The organism is Seohaeicola sp. (genome assembly GCF_048006315.1).
Taxonomy (GTDB): Bacteria; Pseudomonadota; Alphaproteobacteria; order Rhodobacterales; family Rhodobacteraceae; genus Seohaeicola.
Genome location: NZ_CP180350.1, coordinates 3,153,840 through 3,177,584 on the forward strand (window position 1 = coordinate 3,153,840; position 23,745 = coordinate 3,177,584).

21 protein-coding genes are annotated in these 23,745 nt (G+C 65.3%); 5 read left to right on the plus strand and 16 right to left on the minus strand.

Annotation, left to right across the window (positions count from 1 at the left end):
* Positions 1-22 precede the first annotated feature (22 nt).
* On the minus strand, positions 23-1,060 hold the full coding sequence (locus ACMUJL_RS15730; RefSeq protein WP_375572942.1) for a TRAP transporter substrate-binding protein: 1,038 nt from the start codon (positions 1,058-1,060) through the stop codon (positions 23-25).
* Positions 1,061-1,178: 118 nt separating this feature from the next.
* Positions 1,179-2,375: a cytochrome P450 gene (locus ACMUJL_RS15735; RefSeq protein ID WP_068290358.1), complete on the minus strand. Its 1,197-nt coding sequence runs from the start codon at positions 2,373-2,375 to the stop codon at positions 1,179-1,181.
* An 80-nt stretch (positions 2,376-2,455) separates the two neighbouring features.
* Here ACMUJL_RS15735 and ACMUJL_RS15740 point away from each other — a divergent pair, with 80 nt between their 5' ends.
* Complete coding sequence (locus ACMUJL_RS15740) at positions 2,456-3,439, plus strand: LysR family transcriptional regulator (RefSeq protein ID WP_082896282.1); 984 nt, start codon at positions 2,456-2,458, stop codon at positions 3,437-3,439.
* On the opposite strand, the gene ACMUJL_RS15745 is transcribed toward ACMUJL_RS15740, so the two are convergent.
* The 6 genes from ACMUJL_RS15745 to ACMUJL_RS15770 all read right to left on the minus strand — a co-directional run bounded on the left by ACMUJL_RS15745 (position 3,440) and on the right by ACMUJL_RS15770 (position 10,042).
* On the minus strand, positions 3,440-4,411 hold the full coding sequence (locus ACMUJL_RS15745) for an ABC transporter ATP-binding protein (RefSeq protein ID WP_068290356.1): 972 nt from the start codon (positions 4,409-4,411) through the stop codon (positions 3,440-3,442).
* Positions 4,408-5,382 carry an ABC transporter ATP-binding protein gene (locus ACMUJL_RS15750; RefSeq protein WP_375572939.1) on the minus strand — a complete coding sequence of 325 codons (975 nt, stop codon included), beginning with the start codon at positions 5,380-5,382 and terminating at the stop codon, positions 4,408-4,410. Before ACMUJL_RS15750 ends, ACMUJL_RS15745 begins: the two co-directional genes overlap by 4 nt.
* Positions 5,379-6,248, minus strand: a complete 870-nt coding sequence (locus ACMUJL_RS15755) for an ABC transporter permease (RefSeq protein ID WP_082896281.1) — start codon at positions 6,246-6,248, stop codon at positions 5,379-5,381. The genes ACMUJL_RS15750 and ACMUJL_RS15755 overlap by 4 nt, the downstream gene beginning before the upstream one ends.
* A gap of 115 nt (positions 6,249-6,363) precedes the next feature.
* Entirely contained in the window at positions 6,364-7,341 is a 978-nt protein-coding gene (locus ACMUJL_RS15760; protein WP_068290352.1) for an ABC transporter permease, read from the minus strand.
* 69 nt (positions 7,342-7,410) lie between these two features.
* Entirely contained in the window at positions 7,411-8,967 is a 1,557-nt protein-coding gene (locus ACMUJL_RS15765; RefSeq protein ID WP_375572934.1) for an ABC transporter substrate-binding protein, read from the minus strand.
* A 103-nt stretch (positions 8,968-9,070) separates the two neighbouring features.
* Complete coding sequence (locus ACMUJL_RS15770; protein ID WP_375572932.1) at positions 9,071-10,042, minus strand: LysR family transcriptional regulator; 972 nt, start codon at positions 10,040-10,042, stop codon at positions 9,071-9,073.
* Positions 10,043-10,138: 96 nt separating this feature from the next.
* On the opposite strand from ACMUJL_RS15770, the gene ACMUJL_RS15775 reads away from it, so the two are divergent.
* From ACMUJL_RS15775 to ACMUJL_RS15785, 3 genes are read left to right on the plus strand one after another with little or no spacing between them, the layout of a single operon-like run.
* A complete protein-coding gene (locus ACMUJL_RS15775) occupies positions 10,139-11,770 on the plus strand; it encodes an amidohydrolase (protein WP_375572930.1) in 1,632 nt (543 codons plus the stop codon).
* A 16-nt stretch (positions 11,771-11,786) separates the two neighbouring features.
* Positions 11,787-13,415, plus strand: coding sequence for an amidohydrolase (locus ACMUJL_RS15780; protein ID WP_375572928.1), 1,629 nt, complete (start codon positions 11,787-11,789; stop codon positions 13,413-13,415).
* Positions 13,412-14,299, plus strand: coding sequence for a CobW family GTP-binding protein (locus tag ACMUJL_RS15785; RefSeq protein ID WP_375572926.1), 888 nt, complete (start codon positions 13,412-13,414; stop codon positions 14,297-14,299). Before ACMUJL_RS15780 ends, ACMUJL_RS15785 begins: the two co-directional genes overlap by 4 nt.
* A gap of 17 nt (positions 14,300-14,316) precedes the next feature.
* Here the strand turns inward: ACMUJL_RS15785 and ACMUJL_RS15790 are convergent, their stop codons facing one another.
* From ACMUJL_RS15790 to ACMUJL_RS15815, 6 genes are all read right to left on the minus strand, one after another.
* Positions 14,317-14,688: an ArsR/SmtB family transcription factor gene (locus ACMUJL_RS15790; protein WP_068290347.1), complete on the minus strand. Its 372-nt coding sequence runs from the start codon at positions 14,686-14,688 to the stop codon at positions 14,317-14,319.
* Positions 14,689-14,733: 45 nt separating this feature from the next.
* On the minus strand, positions 14,734-15,966 hold the full coding sequence (locus ACMUJL_RS15795; RefSeq protein ID WP_375572923.1) for a mandelate racemase/muconate lactonizing enzyme family protein: 1,233 nt from the start codon (positions 15,964-15,966) through the stop codon (positions 14,734-14,736).
* Between the two features lie 45 nt (positions 15,967-16,011).
* Positions 16,012-17,100 (minus strand): zinc-binding dehydrogenase, encoded by a 1,089-nt coding sequence (locus ACMUJL_RS15800; RefSeq protein ID WP_375572921.1) that lies wholly within the window; start codon positions 17,098-17,100, stop codon positions 16,012-16,014.
* Positions 17,101-17,206: 106 nt separating this feature from the next.
* Positions 17,207-18,409: a TCR/Tet family MFS transporter gene (locus ACMUJL_RS15805; RefSeq protein ID WP_375572919.1), complete on the minus strand. Its 1,203-nt coding sequence runs from the start codon at positions 18,407-18,409 to the stop codon at positions 17,207-17,209.
* A 78-nt stretch (positions 18,410-18,487) separates the two neighbouring features.
* The gene (locus tag ACMUJL_RS15810) at positions 18,488-19,285 is read right to left on the minus strand and encodes a phytanoyl-CoA dioxygenase family protein (protein ID WP_068290341.1); all 798 of its coding nucleotides are present in this window, start codon (positions 19,283-19,285) and stop codon (positions 18,488-18,490) included.
* 33 nt (positions 19,286-19,318) lie between these two features.
* Positions 19,319-20,464, minus strand: coding sequence for a THUMP domain-containing class I SAM-dependent RNA methyltransferase (locus ACMUJL_RS15815; protein WP_375572917.1), 1,146 nt, complete (start codon positions 20,462-20,464; stop codon positions 19,319-19,321).
* Between the two features lie 172 nt (positions 20,465-20,636).
* Between ACMUJL_RS15815 and ACMUJL_RS15820 the strand changes: the two genes are divergently transcribed.
* Positions 20,637-21,335: a GntR family transcriptional regulator gene (locus tag ACMUJL_RS15820; protein WP_068290337.1), complete on the plus strand. Its 699-nt coding sequence runs from the start codon at positions 20,637-20,639 to the stop codon at positions 21,333-21,335.
* On the opposite strand, the gene ACMUJL_RS15825 is transcribed toward ACMUJL_RS15820, so the two are convergent.
* Complete coding sequence (locus tag ACMUJL_RS15825) at positions 21,307-22,116, minus strand: sulfite exporter TauE/SafE family protein (RefSeq protein WP_375572914.1); 810 nt, start codon at positions 22,114-22,116, stop codon at positions 21,307-21,309. The genes ACMUJL_RS15820 and ACMUJL_RS15825 overlap by 29 nt on opposite strands.
* Positions 22,117-22,158: 42 nt before the next feature.
* Positions 22,159-23,745 carry a gamma-glutamyltransferase family protein gene (locus ACMUJL_RS15830; protein WP_375572912.1) on the minus strand — a complete coding sequence of 529 codons (1,587 nt, stop codon included), beginning with the start codon at positions 23,743-23,745 and terminating at the stop codon, positions 22,159-22,161.

Genomic DNA, 23,745 nt, shown 5'->3' on the forward strand with positions numbered 1-23,745 from the left:
CTTGTCATTGCCAGGAAACGGATCAGCCGCCGTTCTGCGCGATCAGGTCCTTGGCCTTCTGGATCAGGGCGCGGCCGTCGATCCCCTTGGTTTCCATATCGGCCACCCAGCGGTCGATGACAGGCTGCGCCTTTTCCTTCCAGCGCGCGACTTCGGCCTCGTCCAGCTGGACGATGTTGTTGCCGCGATCCACGGCGATCTTGCGGGCGGGCACGTCATAGTCCCACATCACCTGCGATGCGAAGGCGGCCAGCTTTTCACCCGATTCCGCATCGATCGCGGCGCGGATGTCCTCGGGCAGCGATTCATAGCGATCCTTGTTCATGACCAGCACGATCGTCGCGGTGTAAAGCGCCTCGGGCCCGGCAAATTCGAGGTGGTTGCCGACCAGTTCGGACACGCGCACGGCGGTGGTCACTTCCCACGGGATCACGGTCGCGTCGATCACGCCCTTGGACAGCGATTCCGGGATCGCGGGCAGGGGCATGCCCACCGGAGTCGCGCCCAGTTCGTTCAGCATGTCGGTGATCACGCGGGTCGGCCCGCGCAGCTTCTTGCCGGCCATGTCTTCCAGGCTGTTGATCGGATCCTTCGAGTGGATCAGGCCGGGGCCATGCACCCAGGCGCCCAGAACCTTGACGTCCTTGTATTCTTCGGCCTGCAATTCACTGTCGACCAACTGCATGAAGGCTTTCGAGGTGGCGACCGGGTTGGTCATCATGAACGGCAGTTCGAACACTTCGGTCTTGGGGAAGCGGCCGGGGGTATAGCCCACAACAGTCATCACCATGTCCACGGTGCCATCGATTGCCTGGTCCATCAGGTCGGTCGGACGGCCACCCAGGGCCATGGCGTCATAATGCTCGATCTTCAGCTTGCCGCCCGCGCGCTCTTCCACGGCGGTGGCCCAGGGCTTGAGGATATGTGCCGGCACCGGGGCGGGTGGCGGCAGGAACTGGTGCAGCCGCAGCGTCACTTCCTGCGCGGAAAGGCTGGCCGGGGCAAGCGCCAGGGCGAACGCGGCCGCAGCAGCGGTCTTCATCAGGTTACGTCGAATCATTGGTTTCCTCCCAGAAACGGGCCGGTTTGGCCGACCCTTCGTTGCATCTTGTGTCAGGTTGCCGATTGGCGCAATTGATTATCTGTCATAGCTAGTTTTCACGCCGTCCGGGGTCTTGTCAGTTCAGGGTCACGGGCAGGCTGCGCGGACCGCGGAAGCCGAAGCCGTAGAATTGCACCGCCGCCGGATCGGGCAGTGTCATGTTCGGGAAGCGGTCGCACAGCAGGGGCAGCATGATATTGGCCAGCATCCGCCGCGCCACATGGGTGCCCTGGCAGAAATGCGGCCCGTTGCCGAAGGCCTGATGCGGCAGCTTGGGGCGGAACACATTGTAAAGATGCCCATCCTCATAGATGTCTTCGTCATGGTTGGCCGAGGCCTGGATCGTCATGACCGTGTCGCCCTTGGGGATATGGAAGCCCCTGATCTCGGTGTCTTCGGTGACCAGGCGCGACGAGACCTGGATCGGCGCGACCCAGCGCACGCCTTCCTCGAAGGCATCGGCCCAAAGCGCGTCACGCTTGACCGCCGCGAACTGATCGGGGTTGATCATCAGCCCGTAAAGGATTGTCAGCAGCGCATCGCGCGGCTCGTTGATGCCGCCGCCGATGGCGATCTTGATGTTCGAATAGATCTGGCTTGTCGGGATCGGATCCTCGGCATTGACCATCACGGACAGCGCGCTCTGGTCGGGATCGGCGCGCAGGCGTTCGGATGCGGCGGCGAACAGGGTGTCCATCTCGTCATTGGCGGCGTCGCATTGCGCGAAAAGCGCATCGGCCCAGCCGAAATTCCCCGCCCCGTCTATCAGGATCTGCGACCAGCGCTGCATGTCGTCGTCGGACGCTTCGGGAATGCCCAGAAGATGCGTCAGGCAGCGCGCGGCAAAGGGCCCGGCCAGGGCGGGAAACAGATCCACCGTCTCGCCACGCGGCAGGCGGGATACGTAATCCTCGGCGATCTGCGTATAGATCGGCTCCCAGCATTGCTTGATGTTGCGCGCGGTAAAGGCGGGGGCCATCGCGCCACGTTCTGCGGCGTGTTCCGCCCCATCCTTGCGCATCAGCGTGTGGGCGCGAAAAGCGCGCTGCATCGGCGTGTTGGGATCGTTCGAGCTGAACAGCGCGGGGTTGTCCTTGACGTATTTGGTGTCCGAGGCCTTGGTCAGCAGCGTCCGCCCCACCGCCTTGACCCGCAGCACCGGCGCTTCGGCGCGCAGGCGCTTGTAGACCGTATAGGGATCAAGGGTCAGTTGCTGGATGGTGATCTGGTCATCCAGCGGGGCCTCGGGTGCCACGGGTGTATCCAGCGTCATGGTCCTGCCCTCCCCTGCGTGAACCTGTGGCAAGACCCTATCGGATAGGTCGGCATGGGACAATCCGATGGAATCGATACATGGTATCGGATAAACTGATCTGGCAAAGCTGCGGAATCAGAGGGCGCGAGATGGCGACACCCAAGGACAGTGACCCCATGGGCGTGGATTTCGCGGCGCTGCGGGTGCTGCGGCTGGTGCATGACTACGGTTCCTTCTCGCGCACGGCCGAGGTGCTTGGCCTCAACCAGTCCTCGGTCAGCTATACGGTCGACCGGCTGCGCCGCGCCTTCGGCGATCCGTTGTTCGTCCGGCAGGGGGCCGGTGTGGTGCCGACCGATCGCTGCGAAGAGATCGTCCGCGAGGCGGCGCGGATGCTGGACGAGTTTCTGGCCCTGTCCACCCCGCGCGCTTTCGATCCCGCAAGGGCCGCGGCAACCGTGACGCTGTCGTGCAATTACTATGAACGCGCCACGCTGGTGCCGCTTCTGGTGCGGCGGCTGCGGGCGCTGGCGCCGGGGCTGAAGGTGCAGGTGATCACCTCGACCGTGCGTGGGCGCGAACAGCTCAGCCGTGGCGAAAGCGATCTGCTGATCGGACCGGTCCATATCGGCGACGCGGGTTTCTTCGGGCGCCGCCTGCTGGGGGATCACTATGTCTGCGTGATGGCGCCTGACAATCCGCTGGGCGACAGCCCCCTTGACCAGACGGGATTCGCCGCCGCGCCGCAGGTCGTGGTGACGTATGGTGGCAACTGGCGTTCGCGCTACCTGCTCGAGATGGAGGCGGCGGGCCTTGCGCCCAACATGGTGCTGGAACTGCCCAGCCCGGCCACGCTCAAGGCGATCCTGCCGGGCACCGACCTGATCGCCACCGTGCCGTTGCGCACGGCGCGGTCCTTCGGTTCAGGCCTCAGGATCGTCGATTGCCCCTTTCCCGCGCCTTTCGCCATCGACCTCTACTGGACCGCGCGCACCCATCATTCGCCGATGCATCGCTGGCTGCGCGGCCTGATCGGTCAGATCGCTTCGGAAATCGAGGCCGAGGCCCCGTCGGTTCCGTGATCATCCCGGAAAATGGCAGGCAACACGGCTGGGCCCATGCGGTTCCAGCACAGGCTGGACCTTGCGGCAGACCTCCTGCGCCTTGGGGCAGCGGTCCGCAAAGGCGCAGCCCTTGGGCGGGTTGATCGGGCTGGGGGGATCGCCGCTGATCTTGACGGGCCGCACATAGCCACGCGACTTGCGCCGCGCAAGGCTGGGGGCGGCCGACAGCAGCGCCTGCGTATAGGGATGCTGGGGCGCGTCGAACAGCGCATCGCGGGGCGCCATCTCAACGATTTTGCCCAGGTACATCACCGCCACGTCGTCGCAGACATGGCGCACCACGCCAAGGTCATGGCTGATGAACAGATAGCTCAGGCCCAGTTCCGCCTTGAGCCGGGCCAGAAGGTTCAGGATCTGCGCCTGGATCGCCACGTCCAGCGCCGACACCGGCTCGTCGCAGACCAGCAGTTTCGGGTTCGTGGTCAGGGCACGGGCAATGGAAATGCGCTGGCGCTGGCCGCCTGAGAACTGGTGCGGAAAGAGGTTCAGCTGATCGGGCCGCAGGCCCACCAGCCGGAACAGTTCGGTGACGCGCGCGCGCCGTTCCTCAGGGGTGCCGATTTCCATCAGGTCCATCGGTTCGCGCACGATATCGGCCACGCGGGCGCGCGGGTTCAGGCTGCTGTAGGGATCCTGGAAGATCAGTTGCACGTCGCGGCGGCGCTGGCGCATCGCCTCGTCATCCAGTTGCAGCAGGTCTTCGCCCTGGAACATGACCTTGCCGCCTGCCGCCTCGACCAGCCTGATCGTTGCCATGGCCGTCGTGGTCTTGCCCGATCCGCTTTCCCCCACGATCCCGAGGGCGCGGCCCTGCTCAAGGCTGAATGACACCTGGCGCACGGCCTCAAGCACCGGGCGCGGGCCGAAGAAACCCTGGCGCGGCAGCGCGAATTGCACGGTCAGGTCGCGCACGTCCAGAAGCGTGGTCATATCCGGCCCTCTTCGACGGCGTGACAGGCGACGGGGTGATGGCCATGCGCCTGCAACAGCGGCTTCTCGCTGTCGCAACGCGGGGCGCGATGCGCGCAGCGGTCGGCAAAGGCGCAACCCGCCCCCAGCATGTGCAGTGGCGGTACGACACCGGGGATCTCGCGCAGCGTGTCCTCGCCCTTGCCCAGGGCCGGGATGCACGAGATCAGACCCCGCGTATAGGGATGCTGCGGCAGGTCCAGCACGTCATCGGCGCGCCCCTGTTCGATCACGCGGCCCGCATACATCACGGCCACACGGTCGGCCATTTCGGAGATCGCGCCCATGTCATGGGTGATCAGGATGATCGCCGCGCCGAAATCGCGCTGGATCTCGTTCAGCAGATCGAAGATCTGCGCCTGCACGGTGACGTCCAGCGCGGTTGTGGGTTCATCCGCGATCAGAACGCGGGGGCGGCAACTGACCGCCATGGCGATCATCACCCGTTGGCGCATGCCGCCCGACAGCTGGTGCGGATAATCCCGCGCGCGCCGGTCGGGGCTGGGAATGCCCACGCGGTCCAGCAGCGCCACCGCATCGCGAAAGGCCTGATCGGCGCTGACCTTCTGATGCAGCATGATCGCCTCGGCGATCTGGTCGCCCACGGTGAAGACCGGGTTGAGGCTGGTCATCGGTTCCTGAAAGATCATCGCCATCTCGGCCCCGCGCAGGGCGCGCATCCGCGCCTCGCTGGCCTGGGTCAGATCCTCGCCCGCCAGCCGGATCGCGCCGCCCGCGATCTTGCCCGGCGGGCTGGGGATCAGCCCCATCACCGACAGGGCGGTGATCGACTTGCCGCAGCCGCTTTCGCCCACAACGCCCAGCGTCTCGCCCGCGTTCACCGAAAGCGAGACGGAATCCAGCGCCGTCACCGGCCCGTGGCGCGTGTTGAAGGTCACGCGCAGGTCCTCGATCTGCAACAGCGCGCTCATCTTTCCCTCAGCTTCGGATTGAAGGCATCGTTCAGCCCGTCACCGATCAGGCTGACCGAGAAGACGGTCAAGAAGATCGCAAGGCCCGGAAAGGTCACGGGCCACCAGGCATCCAGGATATAGGCGCGGTTCGACCCGATCATCAGGCCCCAGCTCATGGTGTTGGGATCACCCAGTCCCAGAAAGGACAGCCCCGCCTCGAACAGGATCGCCACACCGATGGTCAGCGTCGCCGACACGATCAGGGGCGGCGCGGCATTGGGCAGGATCACCGTCCAGATGATGCGGCGGTTCCGTGCGCCGATGGCGCGGGCGGCGGTGACATATTCCAGCTCCTTGATCTTCATGACCTCTGCCCGTGTCAGACGCGCGGTCTGGGGCCAGCTGACCACGCCGATGGCCATGGCGATGGTGAACAGCGTAGGCGAAAACAGGGTGACAAGCACCATGGCGAACAGCAGCGTCGGCAGGACCTGGAAGAACTCGGTGATCCGCATCAGCAGGTTGTCCACCCAGCCGCCATAGAAACCCGCCAGCGCGCCCAGGCTGACGCCGATCACCATGGTGATCGCCGCGGCCGCCGCGCCCACGGCAAGGGTCGGCCCGCCACCCGCGATCAGCCCGGCAAAGATGTCGCGCCCCAGGTAGTCGGTCCCGAGCGGGAATTCCGGCGTCACACCGGGCGGCTCATGTGGTGCCCAGACGATCTCGTAGGGGTTGCCGTCATAGAAGAACGTCCCCCAGAGCGTGGCCAGCACGATCCCGGTCAGCATGATCACGCCCGCCACGGCGGGGATGTTGCGCCGGAACATGCGCCAGGCCTCGCGGGCAGGGCTTTCGGCCTTGAAGGTGGTCGCCTCGGTCACGGCCTGTTCCTTCCCACTGTTTCTTCTTGCCTCAAGTATCCCGGGGGAGTCGCTGCCCAGGGGGCAGCGACGGGGGCTGGCCCCCACTGCCACGCCGGCATCCGCAGCGCCCCGCTCATGACTTGCCCCGCAAGCGCGGATCGGCCAACCGGTAGCTGAGGTCGGTCAGGAGGTTCGCCACCACCACCATTGCGCTGGCGAAGAACAGCACGCCCATGATCGTGGGATAATCCCGCCGCAGGATGGAATCGAAGGCCAGCCGCCCCATGCCGGGCCAGTTGAACACGGTCTCGACCAGCAGCGCGCCGGAAATCAGGTTGCCGAACTGCAGGCCCGCCACCGTCAGGATCGGCAGCGAGGCATTGCGCAGCGCATGCTTGAACAGCACCGACCGTTCCGAGGCGCCCTTGGCCCGCGCGGTGCGGATGTAATCCGATCCCAGCACCTCCAGCATCGAGGCGCGGCTGAGGCGCGCATATTGCGCAAGATAGATCAGCGCGAGCGTAAAGGCCGGCAGCACAAGGTGATGGGCCACATCCAGCGCCCGGATCATGAAGCCCGCATCGCGCAGCCGCACCGATTGCATGCCTTCGACCGGAAAGATCGGAAAGACGCTGGCAAAGAGGATGATCAGCATGATCCCGGTCCAGAACACGGGCACCGCATAGCCGATGGTGGCGAAGACCGACACGAACCCCGACAAGACACCGTTGGGCTTGCGCGCGGCGATGACGCCCAGGAAGACTCCCAGAAGGATCGACAGGACCTGCGCGCAAAGCACCAGCAGGATCGTGGGACCGATCCGGTCCCCGATCAGGGTTGCAACCGGCTGGTTGAAAAAGAAGGATTGCCCCAGATCACCCTGCAGCACGTTGCCGATATAGATGCCCAGCTGGGTCAGCACCGGCTTGTCCAGCCCATAGTCGGCCCTGATCGCGGCCAGCAGTGCCTCGTCCGCACCGCCCATCTCGCCTGCGATCACCACCGCCGGATCGCCCGGTGCAAGGCGGATCAGCAGAAAGTTCAGCACCACCACGCCCAGCATCAGCAACAGACCGTAGAACAGGCGCCTCAGCAGGTAGGAGGGTGTCATGACATGTCCCGATTGCCAGAAAAAAGACGGGCCGCCGCGCAATGCGGGCGGCCCGTGTCGCGGTTCAGATCACTTGGACCAGTGGACGCGGTCCATCGGATGCATGGTGCCCCAGATGCCCATGGGGGCGTTGACCAGCTCTTTCTTGTAGGCCGTGTGATAGGGGGTGGCGTTGATGAAGTAGATCGGCACATCCTGCGTCACCAGGGCCTGGAACTCGGAGTAAAGCGCCTTGCGCTTGGCGAAATCGCCCTCCACCGCCGCTTGCGCCAGGATCTCGTCCACGCGGGCGTTGGAATAGCTTTGCGTGTTGGACCAGATGACGCCCTGACGGATGTTGTCGGTCAGATAGGTGCGGTGCACGCCGATCACCGGGTCGCCCCAGTTGAAGACCACGTCCATCGTCAGCTCGAAGTCATGCCCGCCGACGCGGCCCGCCCATGTCGGGAAATCGGGGGCGGCGCGCACGGTCACGTCGATGCCGATCTTGGCCAGCTGCGACTTGAGGTATTCGGCGATGCTTTTCTGCTGTTCAGCCGGACCGGGGATGTAATCCACGGTCAGTTCCATCCCGTCGCCAAAGCCTGCCTCGGCCATCAGGGCCTTGGCCTTTTCCAGATCCACATCATAGGCGGTGACAGCCGCGGCATCGAAGAAGGGCGAGCTTTCGATGATCGGGCTGCGCTGCGGGGTCGACACGCCGCGATGCAGGGCCTTGGTGATGAAGTCGCGGTCGACCGCATAGGAAATCGCCTGACGCACCCGGACATCCGACAGTTTCGGCGACTTGGTGTTGAAGGCCAGCCAGTTGATCGGACCCACGGCGGCATAGCCCTCGTTGGTGACGGTCAGGTGATCGGCTTCGCCCAGGCGCTTGATCTCCTGGCTGCCGGCCATGAAGGGATAGACATCCGCTTCGCCGTTTTCCATCGCGATCAGCAGCGCTGAGGGGTCGTTGATGATGCGGATGATGATCTCATCCAGCACCGGGCGGCCTTCGATGAAGAAGTTCGGGTTCTTCTTCAGCACGATGGCTTCGCCGGGGGTGAATTCCGACAGCATGAAGGGGCCCGAACCGATCGGGGCCGAATTCGCGGGATGCGCCTTCACGTCCTGACCGTCGCCATAGATGTGCTTGGGCAGGATCGGCGCCAGCGCGGGCGACAGGGCCAGCAGCAGGGCAGGGTGCGGGGCGCTCAGCTTGATGACGGCGGTATGGGCATCGGGTGTCTCGATTGCCTCGACCGGCGCGAACATCGACTTGAAGGGATGGTTTTCCTTGATCGTCATGATCGAGAAGGCGACATCTTCGGATGTGACCGGCTTGCCGTCATGGAATGTGGCGTTCTGCACAAGGTTCAGCGTCACGCTCAGCCCGTCGTCGCTGACCGACCAGGATTCCGCCAGGTAGGGCTGCGGTTCCCAGTTTTCGTCATAGCGCAGGGGCGAGGCGAAGATCTGTGTCGAAGGCACCGCGGTTGCGATCCCCGACTGCACCGCGCCGTTCAGGTGGCGCGGCACCTGGCTGGATGCGATCACCAACGTGCCTTCGGCCTGCAAAGGAGCGGTGGAAAGGGCCGATGCGGCAATCACCGCCGCGCCCATCAGGCGTGTCATCATTTTCATGTCAGTCTCCCGGTTGTGGCGTGGGTCTTTGTTTTTTTCCCTTGTCGCAAAGGCTAGCGACGACCCTATCCTCGGAAAACAGTGTTTTCTGTGGATGAAAAACCTAAATTTTGGGGGATGCAGCCGTTTGGACCGCGGCCTTGCCGCTGCTGCCGGGTGTCAGGATGAGATCGTCGAAAATGCCCTGTCGCGCCAGATCCGCGCTGATGTCGAGCACGGCCTGCACGATGGTCGACCGGCGCGAGGCCTGGGTATAGGCCACGCCGAACTCGGGTGTGTCCACCTGTCCCTCGATGGGGCGGGCGACATAGCCGTTCGATCCGTCGCGGTCGGCCTTGGAGCAGATGTTCAGGATCGAATATCCGAACCCCGCCGCAACAAGACCCCGCAGGACCGAACTTGATTTCGTGGTATGCACCACGTTCAGTTCCAGCCCGTGATCACGGAAAACCCCCCGGAAGTAGCTTTTGGATGTGGGCAGATCCAGCAGGACCATCGGCAAGCCTGACAGGTCGGACAGGGCCAGGCTTTCCTTGTCGGCCAAGGGCGAATCCAGCGGCAGCAGCGCCCAGGGCCGCGCCATGAACAGGGGCTGGAACGGCCCGGTTTCCGTGCCGCGCCGACGGTATGTCAGCGCAAGATCGATCCGCCCGGTCTGCAACAGATCCTGCAGCGCCTCGAGGTTGTCCTCCTTCAGGTCGATCCTGATCGCGGGATAGATCTTGGACACATGCTTGAGCACGCGCGGCAGCACATAGGGTGCCGTGGGCGCATAGCAGCCCAGATGCAGCGTGCCGGTCGGATCGCCCGACAGTGACATCAGATCGGATTCGAAGATCCGCGCCTGTTCCAGGAAATCCGCGATGCGGGTCGCCACGATCTGTCCGGCCTCAGTGGGTTGCACGCCCTTGGCGGGCACGCGGCGAAACAGCTCCATCCCCAGGCTTTCTTCGATCGCGTCGATCGAAGCGGTGATCGAGGATTGCGAGATATGCATTTCGGCGGCAGCGCGCGAAATGGATCCGCTGCGCACGGCGGCATCGAAATAGCGTAGCTGCTTGAGCGTGAAATGCATCGCATTCCCCCATCAGATCTAGTTTCTCCTGACAGTAAAACCATTTTCCCACAGGACAAAGCTCGTTTACGCCTTGAAGGAAAAAGGGGGGTGGCGATGTCCGGGATCACTGTCTTTCAGGCTGCAAAGATCATCACCATGGACCCGAACCGGCCCACGGCCACCCATGTCGCGGTGCGCGATGGCCATGTTCTGGCCGTGGGTGACGCGACCTGTGCCGATCAGTGGGGCCGCGTGCGCCATGACAACCGGCTGGCGGGGACCATCCTGATGCCCGGCTTTGTCGAAGGGCACAGCCACATGTCGGAAACCTGCTTCTGGGATTACACCTACGTGGGTTTTCACGACCGTGTCGACCCGGATGGCCAGCCATGGCCCGGCCTGACCGAGATCGGCGCGGTGCTGGCCCGCCTGCGTGATGCAGCAGCTCAACTTCCTGCCGATGCGCCGCTGATTGCATGGGGGTTCGACCCGATCTTCCTGTCCTCCGCCCGGCTGACGCGGGATCATCTGGACAGTGTCGCCGCTGACCGGCCGGTGGTGGTGCTGTTTTCCTCGGGCCACCTGATGTGCGTGAATTCCGCAGCGCTTGCGGCAGTGGGTTACGATCGCGCCAGCAATGTCGAGGGCATCCAGCGCCGGCCCGACGGGGAACCCAATGGCGAGCTGCATGAGATGGCGGCGATGTTCCCTGTGATGCGCCGCATCGGCATGGATTTCCGCACCCGCTCGCATCAGCGCGCCTATGTCGATGCCTTCGGGCGGATCTGCCGCCGGTCAGGTGTGACCACCGCCACCGATCTTTTCGCCATGGTCACGCAAGAGGGCGCCGAGGCCCTGGCCGCGGCCACCGCCCGCCCGGATTATCCCGTGCGGATCGTGCCCGCGGTGTCGACCCTGCACAGCACCCCCGAGGAGGTGCGCGCCCAGATGGCCGACCTGCGCCAGTTGAACCATGACAAGCTGCGCTTCGGTGCTGTCAAGCTGATGACCGATGGCTCGATCCAGGGGTTCAGCGCGCGCATCCTGTGGCCTGGCTATGTGGGCGGGCAGCCCAACGGCATCTGGAACATGCCGCCCGCGCAGATCCATGCCACCTGCGCGATGATGCAGCAGGCCGGCATCCAGATGCATATCCACACCAATGGCGACGAGGCCAGCACCGTCGTGCTGGATGCGCTCTCGGCGGCGGCCCGCGCCCATCCCTGGCCCGGTGCCCGCCATGTGCTGCAGCATGCGCAGATGATGGGGCCGGCCCTCTTTGCCCGTGCGGCCGAACTGGGTGTTTGCGTGAACCTTTTTGCCAACCACATCTGGTATTTCGGCGACCAGCATGCTGCGCTGACCATCGGGCCGGATCGTGCCGCGCGCATGGATGCCTGCCGCGCGGCGCTGGATGCGGGGCTGACCTTGGCGATCCATTCCGATGCCCCCGTCACGCCGATGGGCCCCCTGTTCACCGCATGGTGCGCGGTCAACCGACAGACCATGTCGGGGCGCACCCTGGGGGCGGCGCAACGCATCACGGTGCCCGAGGCGCTTTACGCCATCACGATGGGTGCCGCCCGGACGCTGAAGCTGGAGGCCGAGATCGGCAGCATCGAGACCGGCAAGCGTGCCGATTTCGCGGTTCTGGCCGAAGACCCGCTTGCCATCGACCCGGTTCGCCTGAAAGACCTGCCCGTGCTGGGCACCGTCATTGGCGGTCATGTCGATGCATTGATTTGAGAAGGAAAGGAACCCGATGTCCACAATCACCGTCTTCAGCGCCCGCAAGATCATCACCATGGATCCGAACCGACCCGAGGCGACACATGTCGCTGTCCGGGACGGGCGGATTCTGGCCGTGGGTGGCGCGGATTGCGCCGATGCCTGGGGTGCTGTGCGCCATGATGACAGCCTCAAGGATGCGGTGCTGATGCCGGGTCTGGTCGAAGGTCATGCGCACATGATGGCAGGCGCGATGTGGAATTTCGCCTATGCCGGGTATCACGACCGCATGGACCCACAGGGCAAATGGTGGAAGGGCAAGCCCGATCTGGATGCGGTGGTGCGCGACCTGTCGGACTATGAAAAGACGCTTGAACCCGGTCAGCCGCTTCTGGGCTGGGGGTTGGATCCGATCTTCTTCTCGGGTGAGCGCCTCAGCCGCAAGCATCTGGACCAGATCAGCACCGACCGGCCGGTGGCGATCATGTTCTCGAATTTCCACCTGATGTGCGTGAACTCGAAGGCGCTGGAGATGGCGGGCTATGATCGCGCCACCAATGCCGAGGGCGTGGTCAAGGACGCCAAGGGCGATCCGACCGGCGAGTTGCAGGAAATGGCGGCGATGTTCCCGGTGATGCGGCGTGTCGGCATGGATTTTCGCGGGCTTTCCCAGACCGAGGGCGCGATCCGCAGCTATGGCGCGGTCTGCATGCGGGCCGGCGTGACCACTGTTACCGATCTCTACTCGCAGATGGAGGATGCCGATCTGGCGACGCTGGTCGCCGTGACGGATGATGCGGATTTTCCGGCACGGCTGGTGCCGGTGCTGGGTGTGGCCGGGACGGATCCCGCGCAGGCGGCGGCGCGCGCACTGGCCCTCAAGGCGCAGTCGCGTGACAAGCTGCGGATGGGGGCGGTCAAACTGATGACCGACGGCTCGATCCAGGGCTGGACCGCGCGGGTGAAATGGCCCGGCTACGTCGGCGGACAGGCCAACGGGATCTGGAACATGGCCCCCGCCGAGATCCAGCGCATGGTGGCCACCATGCAGCAGGCCGGCGTCCAGATGCACATCCATGTCAACGGCGACGAGGCCAGCGCGGTTGCCATCGACGCGATTGCCGAAGCTGCCCGCAGCCATCCCTGGCAGGATGCGCGCCATGTCCTGCAGCATTGTCAGCTGATGGGGGTGGACCAGTTCCTGCGCTGTGCGGAACTGGGCGTCTGCACCAATATCTTTTCCAATCACATCTGGTATTTCGGTGATCAGCACGCCGCCCTGACCGTGGGCGAGGATCGCGCCTGCCGGATGAATGCTGCCCGCGCGGCGCTGGATGCGGGCGTGCATGTGGCGCTGCATTCCGACGCGCCCGTGACGCCGCTGGGGCCCTTGTTCACCGCCTGGTGCGCCGTCAACCGGCAGACCATGACGGGCCGCACCCTGGGCGCGGCCCAATGCATCACCGTGCCCGAGGCGCTGCATGCGATCACGCTTGGGGCGGCCTTCACCCTGAAGATGGATCACGAGGTCGGCAGCATCGAGACCGGCAAGCGCGCGGATTTCGCGATCCTGGGCGATGATCCTTTGGGTGTCGATCCCATGGTGCTGAAGGATGTGCCGGTTCTGGGCACTGTCCTTGACGGGCGGGTGCACCTGGCATGAGCCTGCCGCGCCTGCCCCTGACGGTGATCGGCGGATATCTTGGCGCGGGCAAGACCACGCTGATCAACCGCTTGCTGCGCGAGGATCATGGCCAGCGTGTGCTGGTCATGGTCAATGATTTCGGCGCGATCAACATCGACGCCGATCTGCTGGTGTCGGCGGATGGCGACACGATGACCCTGACCAATGGCTGCGTCTGCTGCACCATGGGGGCCGATCTTTTCATGGCGATGGGGGATGCGCTGGATCGCCGCCCGCGCCCGGATCATCTGGTGATCGAGGCGTCAGGCATCGCGGATCCCGCGCGCATCGCCACGGCGGCACGGGCAGAACCAGACATGGCCTATGGCGGCATCGCCGTGGTCGTGGATGCGCTGCATTGGGGGGCGCTGGCCGATGACACGCAGATCGGTGCGCAGATCCGGGGCCAGGTGGCGGTGGCGGACCTGCTGCTGATCTCGAAGGCGGAAGGGGGCGTGCCGCCCGCCCTGGCCGCGCGGCTGGCCGCGCTCAGCGCCGCGCCGCAGATCGATATCGCCGATTGCGCCGCCGTGGCGCCGCTGCTTCTGGGGGGGCTTGCGACCTTGCAGGGCAAGCGCGACGGGGTCGGTCATCCCGCCTATGTCGGCTGGAGTCATGAGGGCGACGAGGCGATGACCCGCACGGCGCTGGCCGCTAAACTGGCGCAGGCGCCGCAGGCGCTTTACCGGATCAAGGGGCTTGTGGCCGCGCCCGACAGCACCGGCTGGGAGGTTCAGGTCGTGGGGCGCAGCATCGAGATCAAACCCGCGCTGGACAGGGTCGCAAGGACCCGGCTGGTCGCCATCGGTCCGCAATCCGCGATTGCGCGCGCCCAGATCGCCGACTGGTGGTCACAGGGCTGAGGCCGCAAGTCCGGTGATCAGCAGGAGGTGCGGGTCGTGTCCTTGCCTTCGGGGCTGCAGAACAGACGGTACAGAAGGCCGATCACCTCGTAGGTGTTTTCATCGGCGAGGCTGTAGAAGATCGTCTTGCCCTCGCGCCGTGTGGTCACAAGACCTTCCTCGCGCAGGCGCGCCAGCATCTGGCTGACGGCGGCCTGCCGGATCTCAAGCAGGTTTTCCAACTCGCCCACGGATTTCTCGCCCGAGCCGAGGTGGCACAGGATCATCAGCCGCCCCTCATGGGCCAGCGTCTTGAGATAGGCCGCAGCCGCCTCGGCGCTACGCGCCATTTCAGAGGGCGGCGCGGGCGGGCTTTGTGTTGTCGTCGTCAATTCTGCCAGGTCCTGCATGGGGTCGCTCAACTCTCTTATCACACCCCTCCGGAAAGTGCGACATTACTGCTTGTCAGCCGGAGCACCGCCTTCAAAATGGTTCTCATTCTGGTAATCGCAAGGGTCTTCCTGCATTTGCAGGTGCAAACCCGTCCCGGTGAAGGGGTGCGCGCGGGCCAGATCCTCGTCGATCTCGATCCCGAGACCGGGGGTTTCGGGCGGGATCACATGGCCGTTCTCGACCCGGATCATCCCCTTGATCAGCTTGTCATGGAACGGCGTCTCGATGGTTTCGATCATCAGAAGATTGGGGATCGAGGTGGCCAGATGGATGTTCGCGGCCCATTCCACGGGGCCTGCGTAAAGATGTGGGGCCATCTGCGCGTTGAAGGCCTCGGCCATGGCGGCCACTTTCTTCATCTCCCAGATGCCGCCGGCACGCCCCAGCGCGGGCTGCAGGATCTCGGCCCCGCCGGTACGCAGCAGGGTGGCGAATTCCGCCTTGGTGGTCATCCGCTCGCCCGTGGCCAGAGGAATGCGAACGGCCTGCGCAACCTTCTGGAATTCCAGCAGATTATCTGGCGGCATCGGTTCTTCGTACCACAGCGGGCTATAGGGCTCCAGCGCCTGGCCCAGCCGGATCGCGCCTGCGGTGCTGAACTGCCCATGGGTGCCGAACAGCAGGTCGGCACGATCGCCCACCGCCTCGCGGATCGCACGGCAAAAGGCGACCGAACGGGAAATATCGGACATCGCAGGCATATGGCCGCCGCGCATCGTATAGGGGCCGGCGGGGTCGAACTTGACCGCCGTATAGCCGCGATCCACGGCATCGATCGCGGATTCCGCGGCCATCTCGGGCGAAACCCAGAAGGGCCCATGTTCGTGATGGGGCAGCGGATAGAGATAGGTATAGGCGCGCAGCCGGTCGTTCATCTTGCCGCCCAGCAGCGCCCAGACCGGCCGTCCGCGATCCTTGCCGAGGATGTCCCAGCACGCGATTTCCAGCCCTGAAAACGCGCCCATCACCGTCAGGTCGGGGCGCTGCGTGAAGCCGGACGAATAGACGCGGCGGAACATCTTCTCGATATTCTCGGGGTTCTCGCCCTGCATGTGGCGGGCAAACACATCCTCGATCACCGCGCGCATGGCATCGGGCCCGACGCTTGAGGCATAGCATTCGCCCCAGCCCGTGATGCCGGTGTCGGTCGTGACCTTCACGAAGATCCAGTACCGCCCGCCCCAGCCCGGCGCGGGGGGCGCGGTCACGATGATGTCAAGATCAGCAAGCTTCATCGTCCGTCGCTCCTGTGCGTATTCATGGAACAGTGAAAGGTGTCGTCAGTCGTTCAGGATGATCACGTTGCGCCGCGCGGCACCTGTCTTGGTATCGGCGATCGCCTCGTTGATCTGATCAAGCGTCCAGCGGCCCGAGATCAGCTCGTCCAGCTTCAGCCGCCCCTGCTGGTAGAGGTCCACCATCCAGGGGATGTCGCGCTTGATCACCACATCGCCCATCTTGGACCCGACCAGCCCCTGGCCCACGGCGGCCATCACGACGGGTTCATAGCTGGAGGTCTGGCCCGAATGGGGCATTCCCACCATGACCACGCGCCCGCCATAGCCCAGATAGCGCGGTGCGGTGTCATAGGCCGGGATTGCGCCCACGGTCACGATGACCGCGTCAGCGCCCCGCCCCAGGATCCGCTTGGCGCGGCTCCAGGGTTTCGCGTCAGTCGCCAGGATACCGTCGGTCGCGCCGAATTCGCGCGCGATGGCCAGTTTCTCCTCAGACATGTCAACGGCGATGATCCGGCGCGCGCCTGCGATCCGCGCGCCCTGGATCGCGTTCAGGCCCACGCCGCCCGCACCGATCACGACCACATCCTGCCCGGCGCGCAGACCGGCAGCATTGACCACAGCCCCCACGCCCGTGATCACGCCACAGGACAGCAGCGCCGCAACATCCTTGCCCAGCTCGTCGGGGATCTTCACGACCTGGCTTTGATCGACCACCACGGACTCCGCAAAGGCGCCGCAGGCCATGGCCTGGTGCAGCACGCCGCCATCGGCGGTGCTCAGCGGGCCCTTGTCGCCGTTATAGGGCGTCTCGCACAGCGTGGGCTTGCCCGATCCGCAATTGGTGCAGCCACCGCAGGCGCGGATCAGCGTCACGGCCACGCTGTCACCCACCGCCAGCCCGGCCACACCGGCGCCAAGGGCCGTCACGCGGCCCGCCGCCTCGTGGCCATAGACCGCGGGCAGTGTGCCGCCCCATGCGCCTTCGGCAAAGGAGATGTCGGAATGGCAGATCGCCACGGCGTCAAGCCTGACCTCGACCTCGCCCATCTCGGGCGCGCGCAGACGCACCTCTTCGATGGTCAGGGGGGTGCCGAAGGCATGGCATACGGCGGCCTTGATCATCTGCATGGTGGGTTCCTTTCCGGTCTGGTCCTGTCAGTTCGCCCGAACCTGCCCGCCCCCGATCAGCCGTGCAAGTGCAAAACAGCCCTTCGCATGTCGGAATTCAGCGCCCTCAACCGGTGATGCGCCGCCCGCGCGTCTGATAGATCACCGTGGCCAGCGCCATGATCAGCGCCGACAGCAGGAAAGGCGCACCGGGCAGATAGATTGCGGCCTCGGCGCGGGTGAAACTGGCGAAGGTCTGGGTCATCACCAAGGGCGCCAGCACCATGGCCACAGCCGTCAGGCTGGTCAGCACGCCCTGCAGTTCGCCCTGTGCGTTGTCAGGCACCGCGCGCGACAGGATGCCTTGCAGCGCCGGCAGCCCGATTGCCCCCAGCGCCGTGACCGGGATCAGAAGCAACAACAGCAACCCGGACGAGATGAAACCAAGGATCACCAGCGAGACAACTTCGATCACAAGGCCCAGCAGCACGGTACGCGCCTCGCCGAAGGCGCGGATCGCAGGACCGATCAGCGTGCCCTGCACCACCGCCAGGGAGATGCCGTAGACCGCCAGCGAAACACCGATCAGCCCCGGCGACCAGCCGAAGCGTTCGGCGGTGAAATAGGCCCAGATCGCCGGATAGACGACCGTGGCGAAATGATAGAGGAAATAGACCCAGATCAGCGCGCCCACCCCGGCCAGCCGCGACACCGCGCGGATCGCACCGAAGGGATTGGCGCGGCGCCACTCGAAGGGGCGGCGGATCCGGTCCGTGACCGTCTCGCGCAGCACCAGCCATCCGAAACCGGCATTGGCCAGTGCCAGCAGCGCCGCCGCGATGAAGGGTGCGCGCGTGCCCCATTCGGCCAGCAACCCGCCGATCACCGGTCCCAGCACGAAGCCCACGCCGAAGGCCGCGCCGATCAGGCCGAAGTTGCGCGCCTTTTCATGCGGTTGCGAAATGTCGGCCATATAGGCCGATGCCGTGGAATGCGTGGCGGCCGTGATCCCGCCCACGATGCGCCCGGCCAACAGCAGCCAGATCGAGCCCGCCAGCGCCATCACCAGGTAATCCGCCGCCATGACCAGCAGCGAGGTCAGCAGCACGGGCCGCCGCCCGAAACGGTCGGACAGCGCACCAAGGATGGGGCCGAACAGGAATTGCATCGCGGCAAAGGCCGTGGACAGGATGCCGCCCCAGACAGCCGCCTGCGCCAGGCTGCCACCTGTCGTTTCGCGGATCAGGTCGGGCATGACCGGCAGGATCAGCCCGATCCCCATGGCGTCGATCACCACGGTGATCAGAATGAACAGAACCGGCAATCGCATCGGCAACTTTCGCGTTTCGTGATCGTCCGACCCTAGGCCCCTCTACGCAGCGGGGGAAGCCCTGCCGCGAGGGCAGGTTCAGCGGCGGAACAGCACCGGGAACCAGTCCTCGCGCAGCTTCTGGCCCGCCTGCATGTCATGCCCCGGAAAGGGGGGCGAGGTACGGCCGGGTCGTTCCACATAGCGCGCGTCATCGCCCACAAGGCGCAGCGAAAAGGCACGGCGGCGTTGCGTGGTCTCGTTCCCGCGCGCGCCGTGCAGCGTGCTGTAGTGAAAGGCGACCGCATCACCCGGCTCCATCGACCATTCGCGGATCTCCATGCCTTCGGCGTCCGGATCGGGCACGGGCATGTAGGCATCCGCGTCGGGATAGAAATTCTCTTCGGACAGCCAGCGGGTCGGCAGCACCGGGCGGGGCCACAGATGTGAGCCTGCGACGCAGCGCAGGCTGGCCTTGGTCACCGGGTCGAGCGGCGACCAGAAGCTGACGGTCTGCCGTCCCTCGACGAAGTAATAGGGGCCGTCCTGGTGCCATGGCGTCGGCTTGGATGTGCCCGGCTCCTTGACAAGGATATGGTCGTGAAAAAGCTGAACGGCCTGCGATCCCGTCAGGTCGGCCGCGACCTCGGCGGCGGGAGAGTTGCGGATCACCTCTTCGAATTCGGGGATTCGCTGCCAGTTGCAATAGTCATCGAAGAACCGCCCGCCTTCGCCCGCTTTCAGGTTTTCGGCAGCGTAGGGGCCGGGCTCGGCCATGTTGCGTGCGATCCCGGCGGCCAGCGTGTCGACATGATCCTTGAACAGACCCTTGATCAGGACGACGCCGTCACGCTGGAAATCATCGATGTTCTGCTGGGTGACGAGGGTGTGTGGCATCGGTGTCGGTCCTTTGTGCGTTCGGCGGCAGTATCAGGGCAAGGGGGCGGTGCGGTAAAGTGTGACCTTCAACCCGCCGTTCGACACGGGCGGGGCGGGTGGCAGGAAGGGAAGGGCCGTCGCCTTGGCAAGGGACGGATCGCTGGTCACGATCCCCACGCGCCAGCCGCGGAAGCGTTCCGCCAGTGTCTTTCCCAAAGCCCCATAAAGGGCGAAAAGCAGCTTGCGATCCCCGATCCGCGCGCCATAGGGCGGATTGACCATCACAAGGCCGGGCGGGCCATCGGGCCGCTGAAGATCGCTGACCGCGTGGCACTGGAAGGTGATGACCCCCGAAACGCCGGCCCGTTCGGCATTGGCGGTGGCTGCGCGGATCGCGCCCGCATCCCGGTCAGACCCGTAAAACCGCAGGGGTGTTTCGCGGGCAGGTGCCGCCTTTTTCAGGGTGTCCCACGATGGGACGTCAAAATTCGCCAGTCTTTCAAAGGCATAGCTTCTTGCCCGTCCGGGAAGCAGGTCAAGGGCCATTTCCGCCGCCTCGATCACGAAAGTGCCTGACCCGCACATCGGATCGACCACGGCTTCGGTGCCGTCATAGCCGCATTGGCGCAGGAAAAGGGCCGCAAGGGTTTCGCGCAGGGGGGCCTTGGCCATCGCCTGCTTGTGGCCGCGCTTGTGCAGCGACATGCCCGTGGTGTCGATGCTGAAGGTGCACAGGTCATCCTCGATCCGGACCTTGAGGCGCAGTTCCGACATGTCCTCGGGCGCGTCCTCGGCGGCGGGTCCGGTAAGCACCTCGACTCCCAATGTCTCGCGCAGGGCTTTTTCGATCCGCTGTCTGGCAGCGCCCGCGTGATAGATCTTCGACGCCTTGCATGTCGCCTCGACCCGCACGGGCACATCGGGGCGCAACACTGCGGCCCAGTCGAATTTGCGCGCGCGCTTGTCCAGCTGTGCCAGATGCATGGCGCGAAAGCTGCCGATCCGCGCCAGCACGCGGGTGGCCCCGCGCAGACACAGGTTAGCCCGCCAGACATCGGGCCAGCCGCCCTGAAAGGTGACACCGCCCGCCACGATCACGGGTGCCGGAAACCCAAGCTGCGCGACCTCTTCGGCCAGCGCGGGTTCCAGCCCCGGAGGGACGGCCAGAAAGATCTCGAAGGGCGTGCTGTCTGTCATGCGCCTGCTTATCCGCTGCAGGTTGACCCATGGCAAGGGCCAAGGCAGAAAGCTTGCGCAAACAATGGGCAGAGGCGGATCGAGGTCCGTTGCTCTTCAGATAGTGAGCGAACTTTTTGTATGCGAAGCAAGGCATTCGGGATAGTTTGTGCACAAGGAGAAAGGCAAGACCATGTCCGACCACGTTTCCGTTCCGAAGCAGGTTCTCAGCCAGGCTATCGCAACCGAACTGGAAGCCGAGATCCTGCTGGGGCAAGTCGCGGCTGGCACGCGTCTGGATGAGGTTGCGCTGGCCCGGCGTTTCGGCGTGTCGCGCACACCCGTGCGCGAGGCGTTGCAGATCGTGGTCGCCCGTGCCCTTGCCCTGCGGCAACCCTACAAGGGTGTTGTCGTTTCCGATATCTCGCCCGAACGGATCGACCAGCTATTCGAAGCGATGAGCGAGATCGAGGCGCTCTGCGGCAGGTTTGCGGCGCAGCGCATGACGATGGAAGAACGCTCGGCCCTTCTGAGCCAGCACGAGGCCATGGCGCGGATGGCGGCGGCGGGTGATGCACAGGCCTATGACACGGCCAATACCCGCTTTCACCAGATGATCTATGAGGGAAGCCATAACGAGGACTTCGCCGAGATGGCCGAGGCGATGCGGATGAAGCTGTCGCCCTTCCGCCGGTCCCAGCTGGCCGATGCGGAACGCATGGCGCGATCCACGGCAGAACATGACCAGATCGTCGAGGCGATCGCCGCACGGGACGGGCAAGCCGCCGAAAAGGCGCTGCGCCGCCATCTGCTGAGTGCGGCGCAAGCCATGTTGCATAAATGGAAGCGCCAGCGCGTGGAGCCTACCCCAATGCCGTCCAAAGCATCCTGACCGAGGTGATCGTCAGGAAGACGGCGAAGGCGCGCTTGACCCATTTGGCATCCAGCGCGTGGGCCAGCTTGGCGCCACGCGGGGCCATGAAGATCGAGGCAGGCAGGATCAGCGCTGCCGCGACAAGGTTGACATAGCCCACCGACAGGGGCGGGCGGCCCGCGACGCCAAGGCCGGCCACGACCAGCGCGATGGCCGCCGGGATCGCGATGATCAGACCGAAGGTGGCCGCCGTGCCGACCGTGCGATGCACTGGCACGGAAAACGCCGTCAGCGTCGGTACGCCAAGGGTGCCGCCGCCGATCCCCATCATTGCCGACACAAGCCCGATCCCGGTGGCCAGCGCGGGTTGCCCGGCCTTGCCGGTCGGCAGGTCTGGTGCCACCACAAGTGACTTCGGTTTTGCAAGATTGGCCGATATCGCCAATCCCACGATGCCGAAGACCAGCATCAGTGCCGCGGCGTTCACCAGCCCGGCAAAGGCCCCGCCCGCCAGTGCGCCGCCCGCCATCCACGGACCCCAGCGCCGCACAAGGGCCATGTCGACCGCACCGCGCTTGTGATGCGCCCGCGCCGACGAGATCGAGGTGGCGATGATCGTCGCAAGCGACGTGGCCACGGCCATGTGCATGGCAAGCGCAGGGTCGAACCGTGTGAAGGTGAAGACCCAGAAAAGCACGGGCACGATGACGATACCGCCGCCCACGCCCAGCAGGCCTGCAAGAAGCCCGCCCAAGCCACCGGCCAGTACCACGCCTCCGACCAGGAGGGTGATTTGCAAATTCGTAAGCAGTTCCAAAGTTTTATCCGTTCATTTCCTTGGTCAGAAGGCAAGCGCCGCGCCATCCGCGCGGGGGTCGGATGCGGCCTCGATCAGGCCCTCGGGGTGCAGCACGACGGCACCCGCATGACCTGCGGTATCGGAATAGGGGGCGATCATCTCGACCTCGTGGCCGGCATCCTTGAGCGCGGTCACAAGAGCCGGATCGAAACGGTCTTCCAGTTTCAGGGTCGTGGTCGTGTCGCCCCAGGTCTTGCCCAGCAGCCAGCGTGGCGCGGTGACGGCGGCTTGCAGGTCCTGCCCGTAGAGCACGTGGCGGGTAAAGACCGCCGCCTGTGTCTGCGGCTGGCCCTCGCCGCCCATCGTGCCATAGGCCATCACGCGCCCATCCTCGAGCTGCGCCAGCGCCGGGTTCAGCGTGTGGAAGGGCCGGCGGAACGGGCCAAGCTGGTTCGGTCCCGCAGCCAGCGAGAAGCCCGCGCCGCGGTTCTGGAAGAAGACGCCCGTATCGGTGCAGGTCAGGCCCGATCCGAATTCCCAGAATACCGACTGGATGAAGCTGACGACCATGCCGTCGCTATCCGCCGCGCCCATCCAGATCGTATCGCCCGGCTTGGCCTCATGGGGCCAGGGCAGGGCGCGCTCCATGTCGATCTTCGCCGCCAGCCTGTCGAGATGCGCGGCCTTCAGCCAGTCTTGTGCCGGGGTCGCCATGCTGTCGGGATCGCCCAGTTCGGCGTTGCGCTGGATGAAGGCCTGCTTGGTCGCCTCGATCAGCCCGTGCAGATGGGAAAAACCCTCGCCCCGGTCCACGCCCAGCCGGTCGAACAGCGCCAGGATCATCAGGGATGATACGCCCTGCGTGGGGGCGATCATGTTGTAAAGCTGTCCCGCGCTGGTGCTGACGGTCAGGGGTGTCACCTGGTCGGCGGCGAAAAGATGGAAATCGGCCAGCCGCAGCGGGCTGCCCGCATCGGCCAGGAACTGCGCATGCGTCGCCGCGATCTCACCGCGGTAGTAGTCGTCCAGGCCCACCTCGGCCAGGCGCGCCAGCGTGTTGCCAAGTGCTGTCTGGCGCAGCAGATGGCCGGGGGCGGGGGGCTGGCCCGCGACAAGGAATGTCTCGTCGAAGCCTTGCACGCCTTTCAGCGTGTCCAGCTTGGCCGCCGTTGTCAGCGACTGGTTGGCGGTGACGGCGATGCCGTCTTTTGCCAGCGCGATGGCCGGGGCCAGCAGGTCCGACAGGGGCAGGCGGCGGTCTTCGGGGACCAGCGCCAGCGCCTTGGCCCAGCCGTCGATGGTGCCGGGCACGGTCAGCGCTGCCAGCGGGCCGCGTGCGGGCAGCGCGCCCGTCACACCGCGTTCGGCATACCATTCCGGCGTGGCAAGGCCCGCCGCACGACCGCAACCCGAGATGCCGACAGGGGCATGGCCGGGGCGATGGATCACCCAGAAACCATCGCCGCCGATCCCGTTCATGTGGGGGTAGGCCACGGCAATGGCCGCGGCTGCGGCGACCATCGCCTCGATCGCGGTGCCGCCCGCGTTCAGGATGTCGCGTCCGGCCAGCGCAGCAGCGCGATGCGGCGCGCTGATCGCGCCCTTGTAGCCCATGGAAGAAGTCAGCAT

Excerpts from the sequence above, each read along its gene's own strand:
- ACMUJL_RS15750 (WP_375572939.1), bottom strand. The coding sequence starts at position 5,382 with ATGAGCGCGCTGTTGCAGATCGAGGACCTGCGCGTGACCTTCAACACG.
- ACMUJL_RS15810 (WP_068290341.1), bottom strand. The coding sequence starts at position 19,285 with ATGCCACACACCCTCGTCACCCAGCAGAACATCGATGATTTCCAGCGT.
- ACMUJL_RS15735 (WP_068290358.1), bottom strand. The coding sequence starts at position 2,375 with ATGACGCTGGATACACCCGTGGCACCCGAGGCCCCGCTGGATGACCAG.
- ACMUJL_RS15730 (WP_375572942.1), bottom strand. The coding sequence starts at position 1,060 with ATGATTCGACGTAACCTGATGAAGACCGCTGCTGCGGCCGCGTTCGCC.
- ACMUJL_RS15760 (WP_068290352.1), bottom strand. The coding sequence starts at position 7,341 with ATGACACCCTCCTACCTGCTGAGGCGCCTGTTCTACGGTCTGTTGCTG.
- ACMUJL_RS15815 (WP_375572917.1), bottom strand. The coding sequence starts at position 20,464 with ATGACAGACAGCACGCCCTTCGAGATCTTTCTGGCCGTCCCTCCGGGG.
- ACMUJL_RS15745 (WP_068290356.1), bottom strand. The coding sequence starts at position 4,411 with ATGACCACGCTTCTGGACGTGCGCGACCTGACCGTGCAATTCGCGCTG.
- ACMUJL_RS15830 (WP_375572912.1), bottom strand. The coding sequence starts at position 23,745 with ATGCTGACTTCTTCCATGGGCTACAAGGGCGCGATCAGCGCGCCGCAT.
- ACMUJL_RS15740 (WP_082896282.1), top strand. The coding sequence starts at position 2,456 with ATGGTATCGGATAAACTGATCTGGCAAAGCTGCGGAATCAGAGGGCGC.
- ACMUJL_RS15785 (WP_375572926.1), top strand. The coding sequence starts at position 13,412 with ATGAGCCTGCCGCGCCTGCCCCTGACGGTGATCGGCGGATATCTTGGC.
- ACMUJL_RS15795 (WP_375572923.1), bottom strand. The coding sequence starts at position 15,966 with ATGAAGCTTGCTGATCTTGACATCATCGTGACCGCGCCCCCCGCGCCG.
- ACMUJL_RS15820 (WP_068290337.1), top strand. The coding sequence starts at position 20,637 with ATGTCCGACCACGTTTCCGTTCCGAAGCAGGTTCTCAGCCAGGCTATC.
- ACMUJL_RS15765 (WP_375572934.1), bottom strand. The coding sequence starts at position 8,967 with ATGAAAATGATGACACGCCTGATGGGCGCGGCGGTGATTGCCGCATCG.
- ACMUJL_RS15790 (WP_068290347.1), bottom strand. The coding sequence starts at position 14,688 with ATGCAGGACCTGGCAGAATTGACGACGACAACACAAAGCCCGCCCGCG.
- ACMUJL_RS15800 (WP_375572921.1), bottom strand. The coding sequence starts at position 17,100 with ATGCAGATGATCAAGGCCGCCGTATGCCATGCCTTCGGCACCCCCCTG.
- ACMUJL_RS15770 (WP_375572932.1), bottom strand. The coding sequence starts at position 10,042 with ATGCATTTCACGCTCAAGCAGCTACGCTATTTCGATGCCGCCGTGCGC.
- ACMUJL_RS15805 (WP_375572919.1), bottom strand. The coding sequence starts at position 18,409 with ATGCGATTGCCGGTTCTGTTCATTCTGATCACCGTGGTGATCGACGCC.
- ACMUJL_RS15780 (WP_375572928.1), top strand. The coding sequence starts at position 11,787 with ATGTCCACAATCACCGTCTTCAGCGCCCGCAAGATCATCACCATGGAT.
- ACMUJL_RS15775 (WP_375572930.1), top strand. The coding sequence starts at position 10,139 with ATGTCCGGGATCACTGTCTTTCAGGCTGCAAAGATCATCACCATGGAC.